General features: G+C 66.7%; 17 protein-coding genes. 14 read left to right on the top strand and 3 right to left on the bottom strand.

Annotated features, from left to right (window positions below; translation table 11 throughout):
• The first annotated feature begins 213 nt into the window (after positions 1–213).
• A complete protein-coding gene (locus tag NN4_RS06810; protein WP_147129119.1) occupies positions 214–1,590 on the top strand; it encodes an MFS transporter in 1,377 nt (458 codons plus the stop codon).
• Here the strand turns inward: NN4_RS06810 and NN4_RS06805 are convergent.
• Positions 1,548–2,186, bottom strand: a complete 639-nt coding sequence (locus NN4_RS06805; protein ID WP_246180742.1) for a sigma-70 family RNA polymerase sigma factor — start codon at positions 2,184–2,186, stop codon at positions 1,548–1,550. The two genes, NN4_RS06810 and NN4_RS06805, sit on opposite strands and share 43 nt — an antisense overlap.
• A 128-nt stretch (positions 2,187–2,314) precedes the next feature.
• Here NN4_RS06805 and NN4_RS06800 point away from each other — a divergent pair, with 128 nt between their 5' ends.
• The 6 genes from NN4_RS06800 to NN4_RS06775 all read left to right on the top strand — a co-directional run bounded on the left by NN4_RS06800 (position 2,315) and on the right by NN4_RS06775 (position 7,748).
• The gene (locus NN4_RS06800; RefSeq protein ID WP_246180741.1) at positions 2,315–2,686 is read left to right on the top strand and encodes an Rv1352/Rv1906c domain-containing protein; all 372 of its coding nucleotides are present in this window, start codon (positions 2,315–2,317) and stop codon (positions 2,684–2,686) included.
• Positions 2,687–2,770: 84 nt separating this feature from the next.
• Positions 2,771–3,520: an SDR family oxidoreductase gene (locus NN4_RS06795; protein ID WP_147129118.1), complete on the top strand. Its 750-nt coding sequence runs from the start codon at positions 2,771–2,773 to the stop codon at positions 3,518–3,520.
• 247 nt (positions 3,521–3,767) lie between these two features.
• Entirely contained in the window at positions 3,768–4,460 is a 693-nt protein-coding gene (locus tag NN4_RS06790; protein ID WP_147129117.1) for a DUF8020 domain-containing protein, read from the top strand.
• A gap of 389 nt (positions 4,461–4,849) precedes the next feature.
• Entirely contained in the window at positions 4,850–6,016 is a 1,167-nt protein-coding gene (locus NN4_RS06785; RefSeq protein ID WP_147129116.1) for a transcription termination factor Rho, short form, read from the top strand.
• 76 nt (positions 6,017–6,092) lie between these two features.
• Positions 6,093–7,310 carry an MFS transporter gene (locus NN4_RS06780; protein WP_246180740.1) on the top strand — a complete coding sequence of 406 codons (1,218 nt, stop codon included), beginning with the start codon at positions 6,093–6,095 and terminating at the stop codon, positions 7,308–7,310.
• 36 nt (positions 7,311–7,346) lie between these two features.
• Positions 7,347–7,748 (top strand): PaaI family thioesterase, encoded by a 402-nt coding sequence (locus NN4_RS06775; protein WP_147129115.1) that lies wholly within the window; start codon positions 7,347–7,349, stop codon positions 7,746–7,748.
• A gap of 156 nt (positions 7,749–7,904) precedes the next feature.
• On the opposite strand, the gene NN4_RS06770 is transcribed toward NN4_RS06775, so the two are convergent.
• Entirely contained in the window at positions 7,905–8,342 is a 438-nt protein-coding gene (locus NN4_RS06770; RefSeq protein ID WP_147129114.1) for a DoxX-related protein, read from the bottom strand.
• Positions 8,343–8,440: 98 nt separating this feature from the next.
• Between NN4_RS06770 and NN4_RS06765 the strand changes: the two genes are divergently transcribed.
• Together NN4_RS06765 and NN4_RS06760 are read left to right on the top strand one after the other, a co-directional pair.
• Complete coding sequence (locus NN4_RS06765; protein ID WP_147129113.1) at positions 8,441–9,031, top strand: TetR/AcrR family transcriptional regulator; 591 nt, start codon at positions 8,441–8,443, stop codon at positions 9,029–9,031.
• Between the two features lie 71 nt (positions 9,032–9,102).
• A complete protein-coding gene (locus tag NN4_RS06760) occupies positions 9,103–9,495 on the top strand; it encodes an SUKH-4 family immunity protein (protein WP_135232669.1) in 393 nt (130 codons plus the stop codon).
• Here the strand turns inward: NN4_RS06760 and NN4_RS06755 are convergent, their stop codons facing one another.
• Positions 9,496–10,323 carry a helix-turn-helix transcriptional regulator gene (locus tag NN4_RS06755; RefSeq protein ID WP_147129112.1) on the bottom strand — a complete coding sequence of 276 codons (828 nt, stop codon included), beginning with the start codon at positions 10,321–10,323 and terminating at the stop codon, positions 9,496–9,498.
• 97 nt (positions 10,324–10,420) lie between these two features.
• On the opposite strand from NN4_RS06755, the gene NN4_RS06750 reads away from it, so the two are divergent.
• From NN4_RS06750 to NN4_RS06730, 5 genes are all read left to right on the top strand, one after another.
• A complete protein-coding gene (locus NN4_RS06750) occupies positions 10,421–11,308 on the top strand; it encodes an NmrA/HSCARG family protein (protein ID WP_147129111.1) in 888 nt (295 codons plus the stop codon).
• A gap of 153 nt (positions 11,309–11,461) precedes the next feature.
• Positions 11,462–12,022, top strand: a complete 561-nt coding sequence (locus tag NN4_RS06745) for a LuxR C-terminal-related transcriptional regulator (RefSeq protein ID WP_147129110.1) — start codon at positions 11,462–11,464, stop codon at positions 12,020–12,022.
• A gap of 376 nt (positions 12,023–12,398) precedes the next feature.
• Entirely contained in the window at positions 12,399–13,697 is a 1,299-nt protein-coding gene (locus NN4_RS06740) for an MFS transporter (RefSeq protein WP_147129222.1), read from the top strand.
• Between the two features lie 283 nt (positions 13,698–13,980).
• Complete coding sequence (locus NN4_RS06735) at positions 13,981–14,670, top strand: hypothetical protein (protein WP_147129109.1); 690 nt, start codon at positions 13,981–13,983, stop codon at positions 14,668–14,670.
• A 442-nt stretch (positions 14,671–15,112) separates the two neighbouring features.
• Entirely contained in the window at positions 15,113–15,529 is a 417-nt protein-coding gene (locus NN4_RS06730; RefSeq protein ID WP_147129108.1) for a hypothetical protein, read from the top strand.
• Positions 15,530–15,969 lie beyond the last annotated feature (440 nt).

Here is a 15,969-nt window from a genome sequence, read left to right as displayed (position 1 = left end):
TTTTACCTATTGCGACGTCGATAAAGCCGGACCCGAGGTGATCGGGCCCGGCTGCGCTCATTCTCACTCGCTGTACAGCATGCCGCCACCCCCTCGAATGGTGCTGGTTCCCGATTTGTTGCCTCACCGAGTCTGCCAGCGCTACCGAGCGGGGATCAACCGCATCGCGGATGCTGGCATAAAGTTGCCAGTGTGGTCTAGTCCCATTGTCCGATGTTCCCACAGCGGAGCGCGACGCAGTATGATCGAAAATCGCATCGGCAATCGCCAGACCAACGGATATCGGATATGGTGAAGAGTAAATCTGCGACTACCGGGCACGCAGACGATTCCCGGTTACGATATCGCGATGCGTTTGCGGTGCCCGAGTTCCGGGTCCTTTTCGCTTCGCACGTCATTTCCATGCTGGGCACGGTGATAGCCGAGTTTTCGCTGAGCGTTCTGGTTTATCGGCGCACCGGCTCTCCGCTGCTTACCGCGCTGGTCTTCGCGCTGGCATTCACGCCGCACCTGTTCGCCGGAGCATTGTTCTCCTCGCTCGTGGACAGGGTTCCGGCGCGACGACTGCTGGTGTCCTGCAACCTGGCCACCACACTGCTGGCGGCCGCGATGGCGATGCCGGGAATGCCGGTCTTCGCTTTGCTGTGCCTGGTGTTCGTCATGGGCTCGATAAGTCCGATATTCGCAGGCACCCGAGCAGCCACGCTCGCGGAGATTCTCCCGGATGCCGCGTATGTACCAGGCAGAAGCCTGTTTCGCCTGGTCGCCCAAGGAGCACAGATCGTCGGTTTCGGCGGCGGCGGCCTACTGCTCGTTGTCATGTCGCCGTCGAGCGCACTCTGGATCCAGTCGGCCATGTTTCTCGTCTCGGCGGTGCTGCTACGGCTGGGCACTGCGAGGCGTCCCGCCGGCGGCCGCACCGACAGTTCCCTGCTGCGGGACTCGATCACCGGCCTCCGTGGGATTCTGGCCATCGCGCCGTTACGGCGGATCTTGTTTCTGGGCTGGGCGGTCCCGGCCCTGTCCGTCTTCGCCGAAGCGTTGGCCAATCCCTATGCCCACGCGCACGGTTTCACCAGCGTCGAGCTCGGCATCATGATGGCCATGCTCCCCTTGGGGACCGTCCTAGGGGAGTTTCTGGCCATGTGGCGGCTCACCGCGAGCCGGCAGCGCGGACTGGTGCCCTATCTCGCGGCGTTGGTCTTCGTACCGGTGCTGAGCTTCTGGTTCCAGCCGAGCTTGGCGATCGTCGCGCCGATCCTGCTGTTGTCCGGGATGGGCTTCGCCTATCACCTCGGGCTCGACCGACTGTTGATCGAAGTGGCCCCGGAACACTTACGGTCTCGTGCCCTTGCGGTGCAGACCGCCGGCCTGATGTTCTGGCAGGGGCTGGGATTCGTGACCGCGGGGGCTCTTGCGCAATTCGCGCCCGCCAGCGCGGTTGTCTCGGTCAGCGGAGCAGTCGGCCTGCTCGCCACCCTCTGCCTGCGTCCCCGAACCGAAGACACGCAGCCGTCGCGTCCGACCGCCGTCGGCAACCCTCGGGATCAAGCGCCGCGCGGGAGGCTGCGCAGCGACCGCAGGGCGTAATGCACCCGCGTCTTCACCGTGCCGACCGGGACCCCGAAGTCATCGGCGACCTCTTGATAGGCGCGATCGCGCAGGATCACCTCGACCACGGCGTCGCGCTGCGGTGCGGGCAGCCGGGACAGCAGGTCCGCGACCAGCAGCCCGTCCACCAGGCCCTCCGTGAAATCGGGGTGGGCGTAGCGGATGTCGCTGAGCTCGCCCACTTCGTCCCAGCCGGTGTCGCCCGGCCGCGCGGCCCGCGCGCGGATCATGTCGATGAGGACGTTGCGCAGAATCGTCAGCAGCCAGGATCGGACGCTGCCCTTGGTCTCGTCGAAGAACGCGCACGAACGCCAGGCCCGCAGCAGTGACTCCTGCACCGCTTGCTCGGCCAGCCCGCTGTCGTTCAGCGCACGCATCGCTCGCCAGTGCAGCAGGGCCCGGTCCGTCGCCAGCAACGCGGCCAGTCCCGAGTCGGTGCACAAACCCGCGCACTGCGCGTCGCAGGACCTCGGCCGTCGAATCTTGCGGCCGGACCCGAGCTGAGCACATGTCATACCTCGGATATCGCGGCGGCCCAGGTCGATGACAACATCGTGCGCGATTTGGCTATGCACCGACACAAGAAAAGTGAATACGCCCACATTCTTCCGAGGTGTCTGGTAGATCTTGGCCCCGGAGATTCGGGGATCCCCAGGTCAGCCGCTGCGTGGCGGTTGCAGCACGACTCGAGGAGAACGTCGCCATGCGTGCACATGCCTTCCTGATCGCCGGCGCCATGACGTCCGCGATGACCCTGCTCGGCGCCGCGACGGCGGCGGCCGAGCCCGCGAACACGATGCCCGAGGACGGCCTCTACCTGGTCGGGATCGACATCTTCCCCGGCATCTGGGAGGCGCCGGGCACGCCCGACCCGGCCTACGCCTGCGATTGGCGCAGGCTCTGGAAGGTCGAGGGCGACAACACGAATATGCAATACATCATCGGCAACAACTTCACCCGGCTCGGTCCGATCCGCGCCGAGATCAAGGCGACCGACGTGGCCTTCAAGACCGTGAATTGCGGCCCGTGGCGCCTGCTGCCCCCGCAGCCGAGCACCGGATCGGCAGGCGGCTGACCCGGTCTTCTCGCTAGGTGTCGAAGTCCGGCCGGATGCATCCGGGGCTGGATGGGACTTCGGCCCAGGGCCTAGGGTCAGCCCATGACGAGGACGAAGATTCTGATCACCGGTGCGAGCGCGGGTCTCGGCGCCGGCATGGCGCGCGACTTCGCGAGCAAGGGCCGAGATCTCGCCCTGTGCGCTCGACGGCTGACCGCGCTCGAGGCGCTGCGCGACGAGCTCGTCGCGGCCCATCCGGGGATCACCGTGGCGATCCGCGCGCTCGACGTGAACGAGCACGCGGCCGTGCCGCGGGTATTCGGCGAGCTGCGCGACGAGCTCGGCGGACTGGACCGGGTCATCGTCAATGCGGGGCTCGGCAAGGGCGCGGTCATCGGCAGCGGCCGGGCCGCCGCCAATATCGCCACCGCGACAACGAATTTCGTCAGCGCGCTCGCGCAGGCGGAGGCGGCGCTGGAGATCTTCCGCGCACAGAACGCCGGGCACCTGGTGCTGGTGTCGTCGATGAGCGCGGTGCGCGGGCTGCCGGGTAAGAAGGCCGCCTACTCGGCGAGCAAGGCGGGCCTGGACGCGCTCGGACAGGCGCTGTCGACCGAGCTGGCCAAGTCGCCGATCGCGGTCACCACGCTGCTGCCCGGGTTCATCGCCACCGACATGGCCGCCAAAGCGGGCGATGCGCGCCTGGTGGCGCCGCTGGACAAGGGCGTTGCCGCGATGGTCGGTGCGATCGAGAAGGAACGGCGGCGGGCGTTCGTGCCGGCATGGCCGTGGCGACTGCTGGGTCTGGCGCTGCCGCTGCTGCCCGGTGCGGTCGTCGGCCGCATCAGCTGAGCCGCTGCATCCATTTGTGCAATAACGTGTCGCGCGCCACATTAATAGATGCTGAGAGTTAGCTAAATGTCTGAATTTATGTTTCTTTAACACAGATCACTTCTATTTGACGCTTTCCTGGCGCCTCCTGTTACTTGTTTGAAACAAAGGGCGACGAGCCTGTTCAGAGGTTCGTATTGATGGGCCGCGCCGGCTCGAGCCCCCTGCGGGCCGACGGTGCTCCTGCTGAGGAAAGTGTCTGAAAAGTATGAGGGTCAAGAAGTTTGCTGCCGCGTCCACCCTGGTCATCGCGGCTATCGGGATCACGAGCGGCACCGCGTACGCGGAACCTGCCGCGCCGGCCCCTGCCCCGGGGTCGACCGTGCAAACCGACATTCTGCCCGGCATCCACTACACCGCGAATGTGGTCGACAAATCGGTCGTGTTGAAGACCGACGCCGGGTCACTGACGACCCAGGGCACACAATTCCAGGTGCTGGACAATCAGGGCCGCCTGGTTGCTGGCATGCCGCTGACGTATCTCAAAGACGGTATGGAATGGCCGATTGCGGCTCAAATCGACGGTAATACCGCTACTTTCACCCCGAGCACCGATGCGGCTGACGCCCACCCCGCGTCGATGCTGCAGCCGGTCGCCGCGAAGGATGTCGCGGGCGCCGACTTCAACACCGCGCTGAGCACCGCCGCCACCCAGTTCGGCCTGGCCACCGCCATCGGCACCCTGGTCGGCACCATCGTCGGCGGCGCGCTCGGCTGCGTCGCGGGTGCGATCATCGGCGCTCCGCTGGTCGTGCCGACCTTCTTCGCCGGTCCGATCGGCCTGTGCATCGCGGGCGCGGGCGTCGGCATCGCGCTCGGCGCCGCGGCGGGCATGATCGTGCTCGGCGTTCCGGTCGGCATCGCCAGCGCGATCCAGTTCTACAACTCCGTGTACGAATAAGCAGCAGCGCACACCGCAGAAGCCCGGCAGGCGACGTGTCCCCCACGTCATCTGCCGGGCTTTGTCGTATCCGGGCAGCGCATTCGCCCGGGTCACGGGAATATTCATCCGCCAGGGGTCGTTGAGCTGGTAGCAGACGATGGTGTGTGGCTGCAGCCGCCCGTCCGGAGCCCGGTGCACGACACCATTGCGCGCCGAAGATCGAACCTGTACTCTCGGCCACGTCTTCTACTTGTGGATGTAGCTAGTTCTCCCGCAAGAATTCTGAGATCCCCCCTTCCGACCCGGTCGACAGAGCCGTTCCGGAATACCCCGAGGATCTTGCTCGCGACGCTCGTCGTCGCCTTCACGGCTGTTTCGCCGTACTCACTCCTCTGTAAGGAAAACCCATGAACCCCCACACAATCAACGACAACCCCACCGAAGCCGGTGCGGCCGAACAAGACCCGGCCCGCACCGTCACCGGCATCCTCGACCTCACCGACAACCGCGGCACCCTGCGCCTCGACGGCTATCTGCCCGGACCGAGCGACATTCCCGTGCCGCAACGACTGATCCGCGAACACCACCTGCGCCGCGGCGACTTTCTCACCGGCACAACACAATCTGCCGGTGGCAACGGCAAACCCGCACCGCTGCGCACCGTCGACACGGTCAACGGGCAGCACCCGGACAAGATCGCCCACCGACCCGCCTTCAACGACCTGGTACCGATCTACCCCAACCAACGCCTCCGCCTGGAAACCGAGCGGCACGCCATGACCACCCGCGTCACCGACCTGGTCATGCCGATCGGCAAGGGCCAGCGCGCGCTGATCGTCGCGCCGCCGAAAGCGGGCAAAACTTCTGTGCTGCAAGCGATATCGCACGGCATCGCGAAGAACCACCCCGAGTGCGAGCTCATGCTCGTCCTGGTCGGCGAGCGCCCCGAGGAGGTCACCGACCTGACCAGGGCCGTCCCCGCCGACGTGGCCGCCGCTACCTTCGACCAACCCGCCCGCGAACACATCGCGGTCGCCGAGCTCGCCATCGAACACGCCAAACGGCTGGTCGAAATGGGCCGCGACGTCGTCGTCCTGCTCGATTCGCTGACCCGCCTCGCCCGCGCCTACAACCTGGCGAGCCCCGGCTCCGGCCGGGTGCTGTCCGGTGGCGTGGAAGCCTCCGCGCTCGCCCCGCCCAAGCGGTTCCTCGGTGCCGCGCGCAATATCGAGAACGGTGGCTCGCTCACCATCATCGCCACCGCCTTGGTGGAGACCGGCTCACTGGCCGATACGGTGATCTTCGAGGAGTACAAGGGCACCGGCAATGCCGAGCTCAAGCTCGACCGCGCCGCCGCGAACCGCCGGGTGTTCCCCGCCGTGGACATCGGTCAGTCCAGCACCCGCAAGGACGAACTGCTGCTCGCACCCGACGAGCTGGCCGCGACCCACACCCTGCGCAAGACCCTCGCCACCCTGGACGCCCCACAGGCGCTCGACCTGCTGCTGGAGGGGCTGCGCAAGTCCGAGACGAACGCCGAATTCCTCGCCCCGATGCGCACCGGGCGCGGCTGAGCGGGTTTTCGCCCTGGATACGGTGGTGGCGTAAACCCGCCGGATCAACGGTCGACCCGCTGGTGAACTGGGCGCCGTGTCCACGGTTTTCGCACCTCCTTCGGTATCCCCCCGCAGCACGCTGACCGGCTGGCTCGCCGTCGTCTCGGTGATGCTCGCGATCTTCTCGATCGTCACCGCCGAGATCCTGCCGATCGGCCTGCTCACCTCGATCGGTGCCGACTTCACCATCTCCGATGGTATGGCCGGGCTGATGATGACGATGCCCGGACTGGTCGCCGCTGTCGCCGCGCCGGTCGCGATCGTCACCGCCGGACGGATCGATCGGCGAATCATGTTGTGCCTGTTCATGTTTCTGCTTGTGCTCAGCAACGCGCTGGTGGCATTCGCACCTGCGTACTGGGTGGTGTTGGCGTCCAGGGTGCTGGTCGGCATCTCCATCGGCGGGTTCTGGTCCATCGCGGCCGGGCTGGCCCACCGGCTGGTGCCCGAGGTTGCGGTGAGCCGAGCCAACGCGGTGATCTTCGCCGCGGTTCCGCTCGGATCCGTGCTGGGCGTGCCGGCAGGCACGTTTCTCGGCGAGATCGCGGGCTGGCGAACGACATTCGTGGTGGTCGGGATGCTCGCGACCGGAGTGCTGGGCATGCTGGTGATGTTTCTGCCGCCGCTACCCGCTCAACAGACGACCCGAGTTGCCGTATTACGCGGGCTACTTCGCGGCGTAGACGTCCGATTCGCCTTGCTGACAACATTTCTCGTAGTGCTCGCGCATTTCGGCGCCTACACCTACGTCACTCCGTTTCTCGAACAGGTGACTCATCTCGGGCCGGGCATGGTCACCCTGCTGCTCCTGATCTACGGTGCCGCAGGCATTCTCGGCAATTTTTTGGGCGGCGCGGCGATCGAGCAGCATCCCCATGCCACCTTCGGCGGTGCCGCCGCACTTTTGGCGGGTGCCACCCTGCTGCTACCCCTGCTCGGCCAGTGGCAGGCCGGCGCGCTGGTGCTCCTGATCGTCTGGGGTATCGGGTACGGCGCGGTGCCGGTGTCGTCGCAAGCCTGGTTCGCCAAGGCCGCGCCTGATACACCAGAGGCGGCCTCGGTGCTGTTCACCGCTTCCTTCCAGGCAACGATCTCGCTCGGCGCGCTGGCCGGCGGCTTCGTGGTGGACCGCGGCTCGCCCACCAGCGTCATGCTGTACGGCGGGCTCACGGCGACCCTGGTGATAGTCGTAGTGGGCACCCACGCCGTACGACGCAGCCGATCGGACCGAGAAGGATTACCTCGCGGGTAATCGACCGGGCGCACCCGGTCGGGCAGGATCGCGAACATGATCGATGAGACGGGCACCGAACTGTTCCACCAGACCATGCCGTTCACCGAACGGCTCGATATCGAGGTGCTCCAGCACGGCCCCGACCTGGTCCGCAGTCGCATCGCCCGGAACGAATCCCTGTGCACGCTGGGCGGTGTACTGCACGGCGGCGTCCTGATGTCACTGGCGGACGCAACCGGCGCGGTGTGCGCCTACCTGAATCTGCCGGAAGGCAGGGCAGGCACCACCACCGTCGAATCGAAAACCAACTTCGTCAGGGCAGTTCGCTCCGGCTATGCCACCGCCTCGTCCACCCCCTTGCACGCGGGGCGTTCATTCATAGTGGTGGAGACCGAGATTCGCGATGACGCGAACAAGCTCGTCGCCAAGGTGACACAAACCCAAGCCGTGCTGTAACCCTGTTGTCGCCGGCCAGGCGCGATGCATTCTAGGTCTGCGAGCCGCTTCTTGACGGATGACCGAACCGGCTGGAACTGCTGATGCCGACTGGCGGCACCGGAGAAGGCCCGCCTGCGCAACGTCTTTCGTTGCGCAGGCGGGCTTGTCCGGTGCTCAGGCGAATAGGACCACACCCAGCGACGCGATGAAGAGAACCTGGACCAAGGCGCGCAGCGGTAGGGGCATGGTCTTGATGCCGAGGTCCGCTTTTGCGGCGCGAATGTTGGCTGGGAACAGGGAGATCAGCAGGAGGATCAGGGCTGCGGCGGCGAGTTTCGCGGTGGCGGGGATGAGCAGTCCGGCCGCGCCGGCCAATTCGAGGACGCCGGTGAGGGCGACCAGGGCGGCTGGGTTGGGCAGGTTCGGCGGCACCATCGCCACCAGTGCTTCGCGGCGCGGCGAGAGGAAGTGGGCGCTGGCGGTCAGCGCGAACATGGCTGCGAGACCGAGCGCGACGGCGTGGGGCCACGAGTCGAGCCAGTCCGGTCCGGCCAGCCGGCCGATGAGGCGGGCCAGTGCGGTGACGACGGCGAGTACAACCAGCGGTGCCATCAGGGTCTCCTACGTTCTAGCGATCAATCTTGACACTGGAAAGATAAGGTCCGACCCGCCAACTTGTCAATGACTAGATTCTCGGGCACCATCGAGGCATGGCGAAAAGCGGCTATCACCACGGCGATCTGCGGGCCACCATCCTGGCCGCGGCGGCCGACCAGATCGCGAGCGACGGGGTCGACGCGGTGTCCCTGCGCGAATTGGCCCGCCGGGCCGGGGTCTCGCACGCGGCGCCCGCGCACCATTTCGGCGATCGCGCGGGGGTGCTGACCGCGCTGGCCATCGACGGATTCGAACTGCTCGCCGCCGAACTGACGCAGGCCGGTGCCGACTTCCGCGAGGTCGCCGTCGCCTATATCCGTTTCGCGCGCGAGCACCCCGGGCATTTCGACGTGATGTTCCGGCACAGCCTGCTGCGGGCCGACGATCCGCGCCTGGCCGAGGCGCGCACGAAGTCCGCTGCGGCGCTGCGCTCCGGCGTGTCCGCCAACCTGCCCGGCGACGTCGAGCAGCAGCAGGCCACCCAGCTGGCCGCCTGGTCGCTGGTGCACGGTTTCGCCGCGCTGTGGCGCGAAGGGGCGCTGGATAATTCGAGCCTCGCCGACGGGGCCGACCCCGAACTGCTGGCTCGCCGTATGCTCGCCACCGTGCACTTCGACCGTCCGGCAAACTCTGCCGTCCGATAGCAAATCCCGGACAACGCGAGCAGCCGCCGCGCGCGTACGGCACAGTGGGGCACCAGGATTGCGGAAAGGAGTTGGCGCCACCGCCGGTGGCCGCCGTCGACACCATGGACATCCATGCTTACCCGACCGAGTGCACCACCCCGGTGACCCTCGCCGAGGCCGAACGCCTCACCGAGCGCTACCTGTCCTTCGACGACGACGCCGGGCGCGGGATCACCAATCGGATCACCGAATTCGACAGCTGTTTCGTCGTCGTCGCCATCTTCACGCCACCGCCGCCCACCGAAAACCGCACTCCGCCAAGCCCGCTGCCCATCGGCGGCACGGTGAGCACCATCGACAAGGCCAGCGGCGCCATCACCCTCTGGCCGACGTACCCGGCCGACCTGGTCGCCGAGCACCACGCGGCCGCGGTGCGCGCCGGCCGACTGATCATCGAGGAAAACTGGCCTGCGAGCGGCTGATCAAGCCAGCGCGGCGGTGATGCGCCTGCGGTCGTCCTCGGTCGACGGCAACTGCACGACCAGGAGCAGGTCCGGGTTCTCGACCAGCCTGAGCTGGAAGAGCTCGAGGTCGAGAGCGCCCGCCGTGGGATGGTCGATGCCGATGGTGGCGGCGCGGAATTCCTGGACCGGGTACTCCGACCACCAGGTGCGGAATTCGACGCTCACCTCGTTCAGCACCGCAACCAGCGCGGCCAGCCGCTCGTCGTCGGGGCGACGGCCGACCACGGCGCGGAACTGGCTCAGCACCGCGCGGGCGGCAGGCTCCCAACGGCGCATGGCTTTTCGGTTCGTCTCGTCGGTGAACATCATCCACACCATGTTGCGGCGTTCGGGCGCGAGCTCGGCCGGGTCGATCCGGATGCGTGCGTAGGCGTCGTTCCAGACAACGAAATCGAAACGGCCGTCATGGATTCCGGCCGGGCTCGGCATCATCGAATCGACCAGCCGTTGCAGCCGCGCCCGCTCCTCGCCCGGCTGCGGGGCGGCGACCGGATCGGCCAGCCCTGCCAGCCTGCGCAGGTGCCGGTGCTGACCGGTATCGAGGCGCAGTGCGCGGGCGAGCGCGTCGACCACCTGCGGGCTGGCCGCGATCTTGCGGCCCTGTTCGAGCCAGGTGTACCAGGTGAGGCTGACGCCGGCGAGCTCGGCGACTTCCTCGCGGCGCAGACCGGGGGTGCGCCGCCTGCCCGGTTCCATATCGGGTGGCAGTCCGACGTCGGCGGGCTGCACCCGGGAGCGCTGTGCGCGCAGGAATGCCGCGAGTTCGGCGCGGTGGTTTTCGGTCATCGAATTCCCTTTGTGGGTAGCAGTATTGGTAACAGGACCAGACCGCCGCCCGTCTCTAACGTCTTACTCAACAGGAGAACACCCGAAGGAGTTTGACATGAACAGCAACAAAGGACCGGTTCTGGTCATCGGCGCCACCGGACAGCAGGGTCGGGCGACCACCGTGCAACTGCTCGAACGTGGCTGGGAAGTGCACGCTTTCGTTCGCGATCTCGACGCACCGGCGGCCCGCACGCTGCGTGCCTCCGGGGCCAACCTGATCGAAGGCGACCTGGACGATGCCGATTCCGTGCGAGCGGCCATGGACGGCGCGTACGGCGTCTTCATGATGTTGACGATGATGACCGGCGTGCACATCACCAGCGCGGGCATCGAGGCGGAGCAACGACGCGGCAAAGCGGTGGCCGACCTCGCGAAAGCGTCCGGTATCGAGCATCTGGTGTACAGCTCGCTCAAAGGCGCGGACGAGAACTCGGGCGTCGAATATTACGCGGCGAAGACGGCCATCGAGGCGCACATCGCCTCGCTCGACCTGCCTGCCACTGTGTTGCGCCCGGTCTTCTTCATGGAAAATTTCAACGCTTTCAATCGACCCATTGTCGACGAAAACGGTGAACTGGTGCTGAATCTCGCGGTCCGCGCCGATATCCCGCTCTCGCTCGTCTCGGTACAGGACATCGGCGTCTTGGCCGCCCTCGCATTCGACCGTCCCGCCGACTACCTCGGCCGCGCCGTCCCCCTCGCGGGCGACCGCCTCACCCCACCCCAGATCGCCGAGACCTTCGGCCGCGTCGCAGGCCTGCCCGCCCGCAGCAACCAGGTGCCGATCGAGCAGGTCCGCGCCTTCGACGAGCAGGTGGCGCAGATGTTCGCCTACTTCAACGACGGCCCCGACGAACCCATCGACACCGCCGCCCTCCGCAAAAATCACCCCGCCCTGCAGACCCTCGAAACCTGGTTGCACACCACCGACTGGAAGCCGTGACCCGGTCAACGGACGCGGGAACAGTTTCTGGCCGAGCAGGTGGGCTGATGAGCACCGAAGTGGCTGCGGCCCAACCTCACCCGTAGGGATGAGGACGGTATCAGCCTGGAGAGTGAGGCGACGAAGCTCGCGGGCCGACCAGACTGAGCGCTTGTGAGGCTTACCAGCCCGGCGACCCGGGGCGTCATCGAACGGTTCCCGCCCCACGCGGTCGATGCCGTACTGACCGTGGTGATCACCGTGGCCGGCGTCGGACCCGAGACCTCAGCGAAAGTGTTGGTGCGCACCATGTTCGATGTCGACGAATATGTCTACGATGCCCTGCGGGCCGGATCCGGCGGGTTCCTGCGCGACGATGTTCGCCGCGACGAGCTGGCCGACGCGGTGCGCGTCGTCGCCGCCGGCGAGGCTCTGCTGGCGCCGACGGTGACCAGGCGCTTGATCGCCGAACTCACCGAGCGCGGACGTCCACGGCCCGAATTGGCCTGCCGTCTGGACGAACTGACCGAGCGGGAGCGAGACACGTTGCGCCAGCTGGCCCGTGGCCTCTCGAACGCCGAGGTCGCCGCGGCGCTGACGGTCAGCGAGCACACGGTGAAGACCCATGTCAGCTCGGTGCTGTCGAAACTCGGTCTGCGCGATCGGGTGCAGGCGGTGGTGTTCGCCTATGAAGCAGGTTTGGTCAAGCCGGGGGCCGCCGCGGCAACCGGGTGACCCACCGGATGCGCGAGACCGAACTCGGCCACCGGCGGCGCGAAGAGGGCGACCACGCAGAGTTCGGCGACAGAAACGTGCGCGAGGTGTTCACCGAGCCAACGCTGGCGATTTTCGGTCCGTTATCAATTCGTGACCATCCTCACAACCACCCCCTCCTCCGCAGGTCGCAGCACTCGTAAGAGGTGGGCACACCGGGATGCCCTGTTTGCGTCGGATGAAACGTGGGTATCGGTCTATTTCGTGCCCAGTCTCTGGTGTCAGGACCCGGAGGCGGGCCGAAACGAGGTCCGTTCAACGGGCTGGAGAGGACGCGCACGTGAGTGATGGGGACCCGGGGAGTTTTCCACTACGGCGATCGGTCGCCGCTTCCGCAATGGGCAATGCCACCGAATGGTTCGACTACGGCGTGTATGCCGCGACGGCCACCTACCTGACCGACGCTTTCTTCCCAGGCGACTTGGGCACGCTCGGCACCATGCTCGGCTTCGCCATCTCGTTCCTGCTGCGCCCGCTCGGCGGCATGGTGTGGGGTCCGCTCGGCGATCGGATCGGCCGAAAAGCGGTGCTGGCCACCACGATCCTGTTGATGGCCGCGGCCACCGGCGCCATCGGCCTGCTGCCGACCCATTCCCAAGTCGGTGTGCTCGCGCCGATCCTGCTGATCGCGCTGCGCGTCGTGCAGGGCTTCTCCACCGGCGGTGAATACGGTGGTGCCGCAACATATCTGGCCGAATGCGCCAGTGACAAGAAGCGCGGCTTCCTCGGCAGTTTCCTCGAATTCGGCACGCTCGCAGGCTTCGTCGGCGGGTCGGCGACGGTGCTCACCTGCCAGCTCGCGTTCGGCTCGGCTGCCATGCACGACTGGGGTTGGCGCATCCCGTTCCTGCTCGCCGTGCCACTCGGCCTGGTCGGTTGGTATCTGCGGTCGAAACTCGACGAGAGCCCGGTGTTTACCGAAGTCGCTGAGGAGGAGAACCAGCCGCCCGGCGGCCTGCGTGGCCTGCGCGAGCTGGTCACCACCTACCGGCGCGAGCTGCTCACGCTGGCCGGTCTGGTCGTCGCGCTCAACGTCGTGAACTACACCCTGCTCACCTACCAGCCGACCTACCTGCAGAAAACCATCGGCATGGGCGAGTCCGACACCACCGCGATGATGCTGATCGGCCAGACGGTGATGATGCTGGTGCTGCCGTTCTTCGGCAGGCTGTCCGACAAGGTCGGCCGCCGCCCGATGTGGCTGTTCTCGCTGGTCGGCCTGGCCGCGCTGGCCGTCCCGATGTATTGGCTGATGGGGCAGGGCACCGTGTGGGCCATCACCGGCTTCGTGGTGCTCGGCCTGCTGTACGTTCCGCAGCTGGCGACCATCAGCTCCACCTTCCCGGCGATCTTCCCGACGCACGTCCGCTACGCCGGCTTCGCGCTCGCCTACAACCTCTCCACCGCCGCCTTCGGTGGCACCGCCCCACTGGTCAACGAGGCCGTCATCGAGGGGACCGGCTGGTCGCTGTTCCCGGCCGTCTACATGGTCGGCGCGAGCCTCGTCGGCCTGGTCGCCTGGTGCTTCCTCCGGGAGACCGCAGGCACCTCCCTGCGCGGCACCGAGGTGCCCGACGCGGGCGACAACATCGCGCTCGGCGCGCTGGTCCCCGCGAAGGCAGCCATAGCTCCGTAGTTCGACACGGAACGGGACATGACCGGGCATCTGTTCGGTCATGTCCCGTTCATTGCCAATGATTTCGGTTGCGGGGGTTTAATTATCCGCCGTGGGGGAACAGGCGTATCCGGTGTATTGGTAGGCGCCATACCAATTGGAATTACCGGTATGTGGGCTGGTGCGCGCAAGCGAAAGGGACTTGCCTACGGTACCGACGTCCTGCTCATTTCGAAGGATCACCATTAACGTGTTGAACGTTTGATCAGCATGTACCACTTCGAAACGAGAAGGGGCTACACATATGATTTGCAAGATCGGAGCCGCGGCCGCAGGGCTGACCGCGACACTATTGCTAGCCGGTGCCGCCGGGGCGAATACATTCCAGACCGAGGATTCGGTCGGCGGATTCACGAGGGTGAGCCAGACCGCACCCAAGGAGTGCCCAGAGAGCAAGAGCGGTACCGAAGACCCGGCCAAGAACAAAAAGAAGCCGAGCGAACCCAGCACCAGCGAGAGCGACCCGAGCGGTGCAGGCAGTGACAACGGCACCAGCGGCGACAACGGGGCCGACAGCGACAACGGCACCAGCGACGAGAGCGGCACCCAGCCGGATGGCGCGCCAGCCGGCTTGCCCAGCTCCGGCAGCGCCGGCCTGCCCGCCAAAGACGACGAAGCGCCTGCCGAGTCGACCGAGCCGGCAGAGTGCCCGAGCACCGGCGCTGATCAGGACGCAGACAACGGCGGCACCAGCCCGGGCGCAGGCACCGGCACCACCCCAGGCGCAGGCACCAACACCAGCCCAGGTGCAGGCGGCGCCCCCGGCGCGGGCGAAGGCACGGGCACGGGCACGGGCACGGGCACGGGCACGGGCACGGGCACGGGCACGGACGAAGGGACAGGCACGGGGACCGGCACCGGAGCAGGCGCCGGCACGAGCCCGGGCGCAGGCACCGGCACCACCCCAGGCGCAGGCACCGGCACAGTGGGCTGAGAACAGCCCTGAACCTGGCAATTTCGCATTCTCCGTGCAGACTCACCGCGGTGCAGTCTTGCGACTGAGCAGTCGATCGGCTCGCCCGCGGCGTTCACCCCAATTCGCGTAATAACCTTTCCGCAGTAGGGGTCGGACGTCGCGGCAAACCGCACTGTTCGGCGTCGCCGCCACGCTTCGGCGCGGCGGCGACGCGCACGGGCTTCGGCTCCGCTGTCCGACGCGTCGAGCCGACCGGCATTCCGGGCCGTAACCGCCCGACAATTCGACTTTCCTGCCGCAAGACGACGTCGGCGGGCCTCCCCGAAACCGACCGAATTCCCGACTTCGATCCCATTTCATACCGACCAGTTTTGCTGATTGTGATCTGAGCCACTACTGTGTTGAACGTTTGATCAGCATGTACGCATGTACCACTTCAACACGAGAAGGGGCTACACACATGAATCGGATCATCGCAGCCGCGGCCGCCGCAGGAGCGACCGCAACACTGCTCTTCACCGGCGTCGCCGGTGCCAGTGCCTACCAGCCCGAACCGCCGGCGGGGGGCGCACAAGGTGGCGCTCAGGGCGGAGCACAAGGCGGGACGCAAGGCGGCGTCCTGACCCCGCAGGGTGGCGCGCAAGGCGGGGCTCAGGGTGGCGCACAAGGTGGTGCCACGGCTCCGCAGGGCGGCGCGCAGGGCGGCGCAGAAGGCGGCGCACAGGGCGGCCTCCAAACCCCGCAGGGCGGGGCGCAAGGTGGCGCTCAAGGCGGCACGCAAGGCAGCACGCCACCATTGCCTCAGGTTCCAGGCATGCCCTCGCTGCCGCAGTTCCCAGGCGTACCGCCGTTGCCCCAGATCCCCGGATTCGGATAGTCCTCGATAAGGCCTGGTGCCTTCCGAGGTGAACAGCCGATCGGTTCACCGACGCATTCCTCGACACACCGCCGCTAGGTGGTCGAATGGTTTGTCCGATGCCGAAGCGAAACCCGAACTGTTCGTCGTCGTCGCCGAGCCTCGCGCTCGGCGACGACGACCACCAGGCACAAGTCCGACGGCGGAATACGTGAGCCCCAGCAGGGGCCGATCCCCGATCAGTACGGTGTCGAAGGGCTTGCTCGCGGTCATGCGCGCTCAGCGCGTCGAAGATTCGAACTACCTGGACCACTTCGAGATAAGAAGGGGCTCTACATGAAACGCACGATCGGAACCGCGGCCATCGCAGGCCTGACCACGACACTGTTGTTCGCCGGCATCGCCGGAGCCAATGCCTTCCAGCCAAACGGGACCGCGCCTGGTGCACCGGCAGCACCTGC

The sequence above is a fragment of the Nocardia ninae NBRC 108245 genome, from assembly GCF_007990755.1.
GTDB classification, from domain to species: domain Bacteria; phylum Actinomycetota; class Actinomycetes; order Mycobacteriales; family Mycobacteriaceae; genus Nocardia; species Nocardia ninae.
Note: the sequence above shows the minus strand (reverse complement) of the source record. Positions and strands in the feature narration are given on the sequence as shown.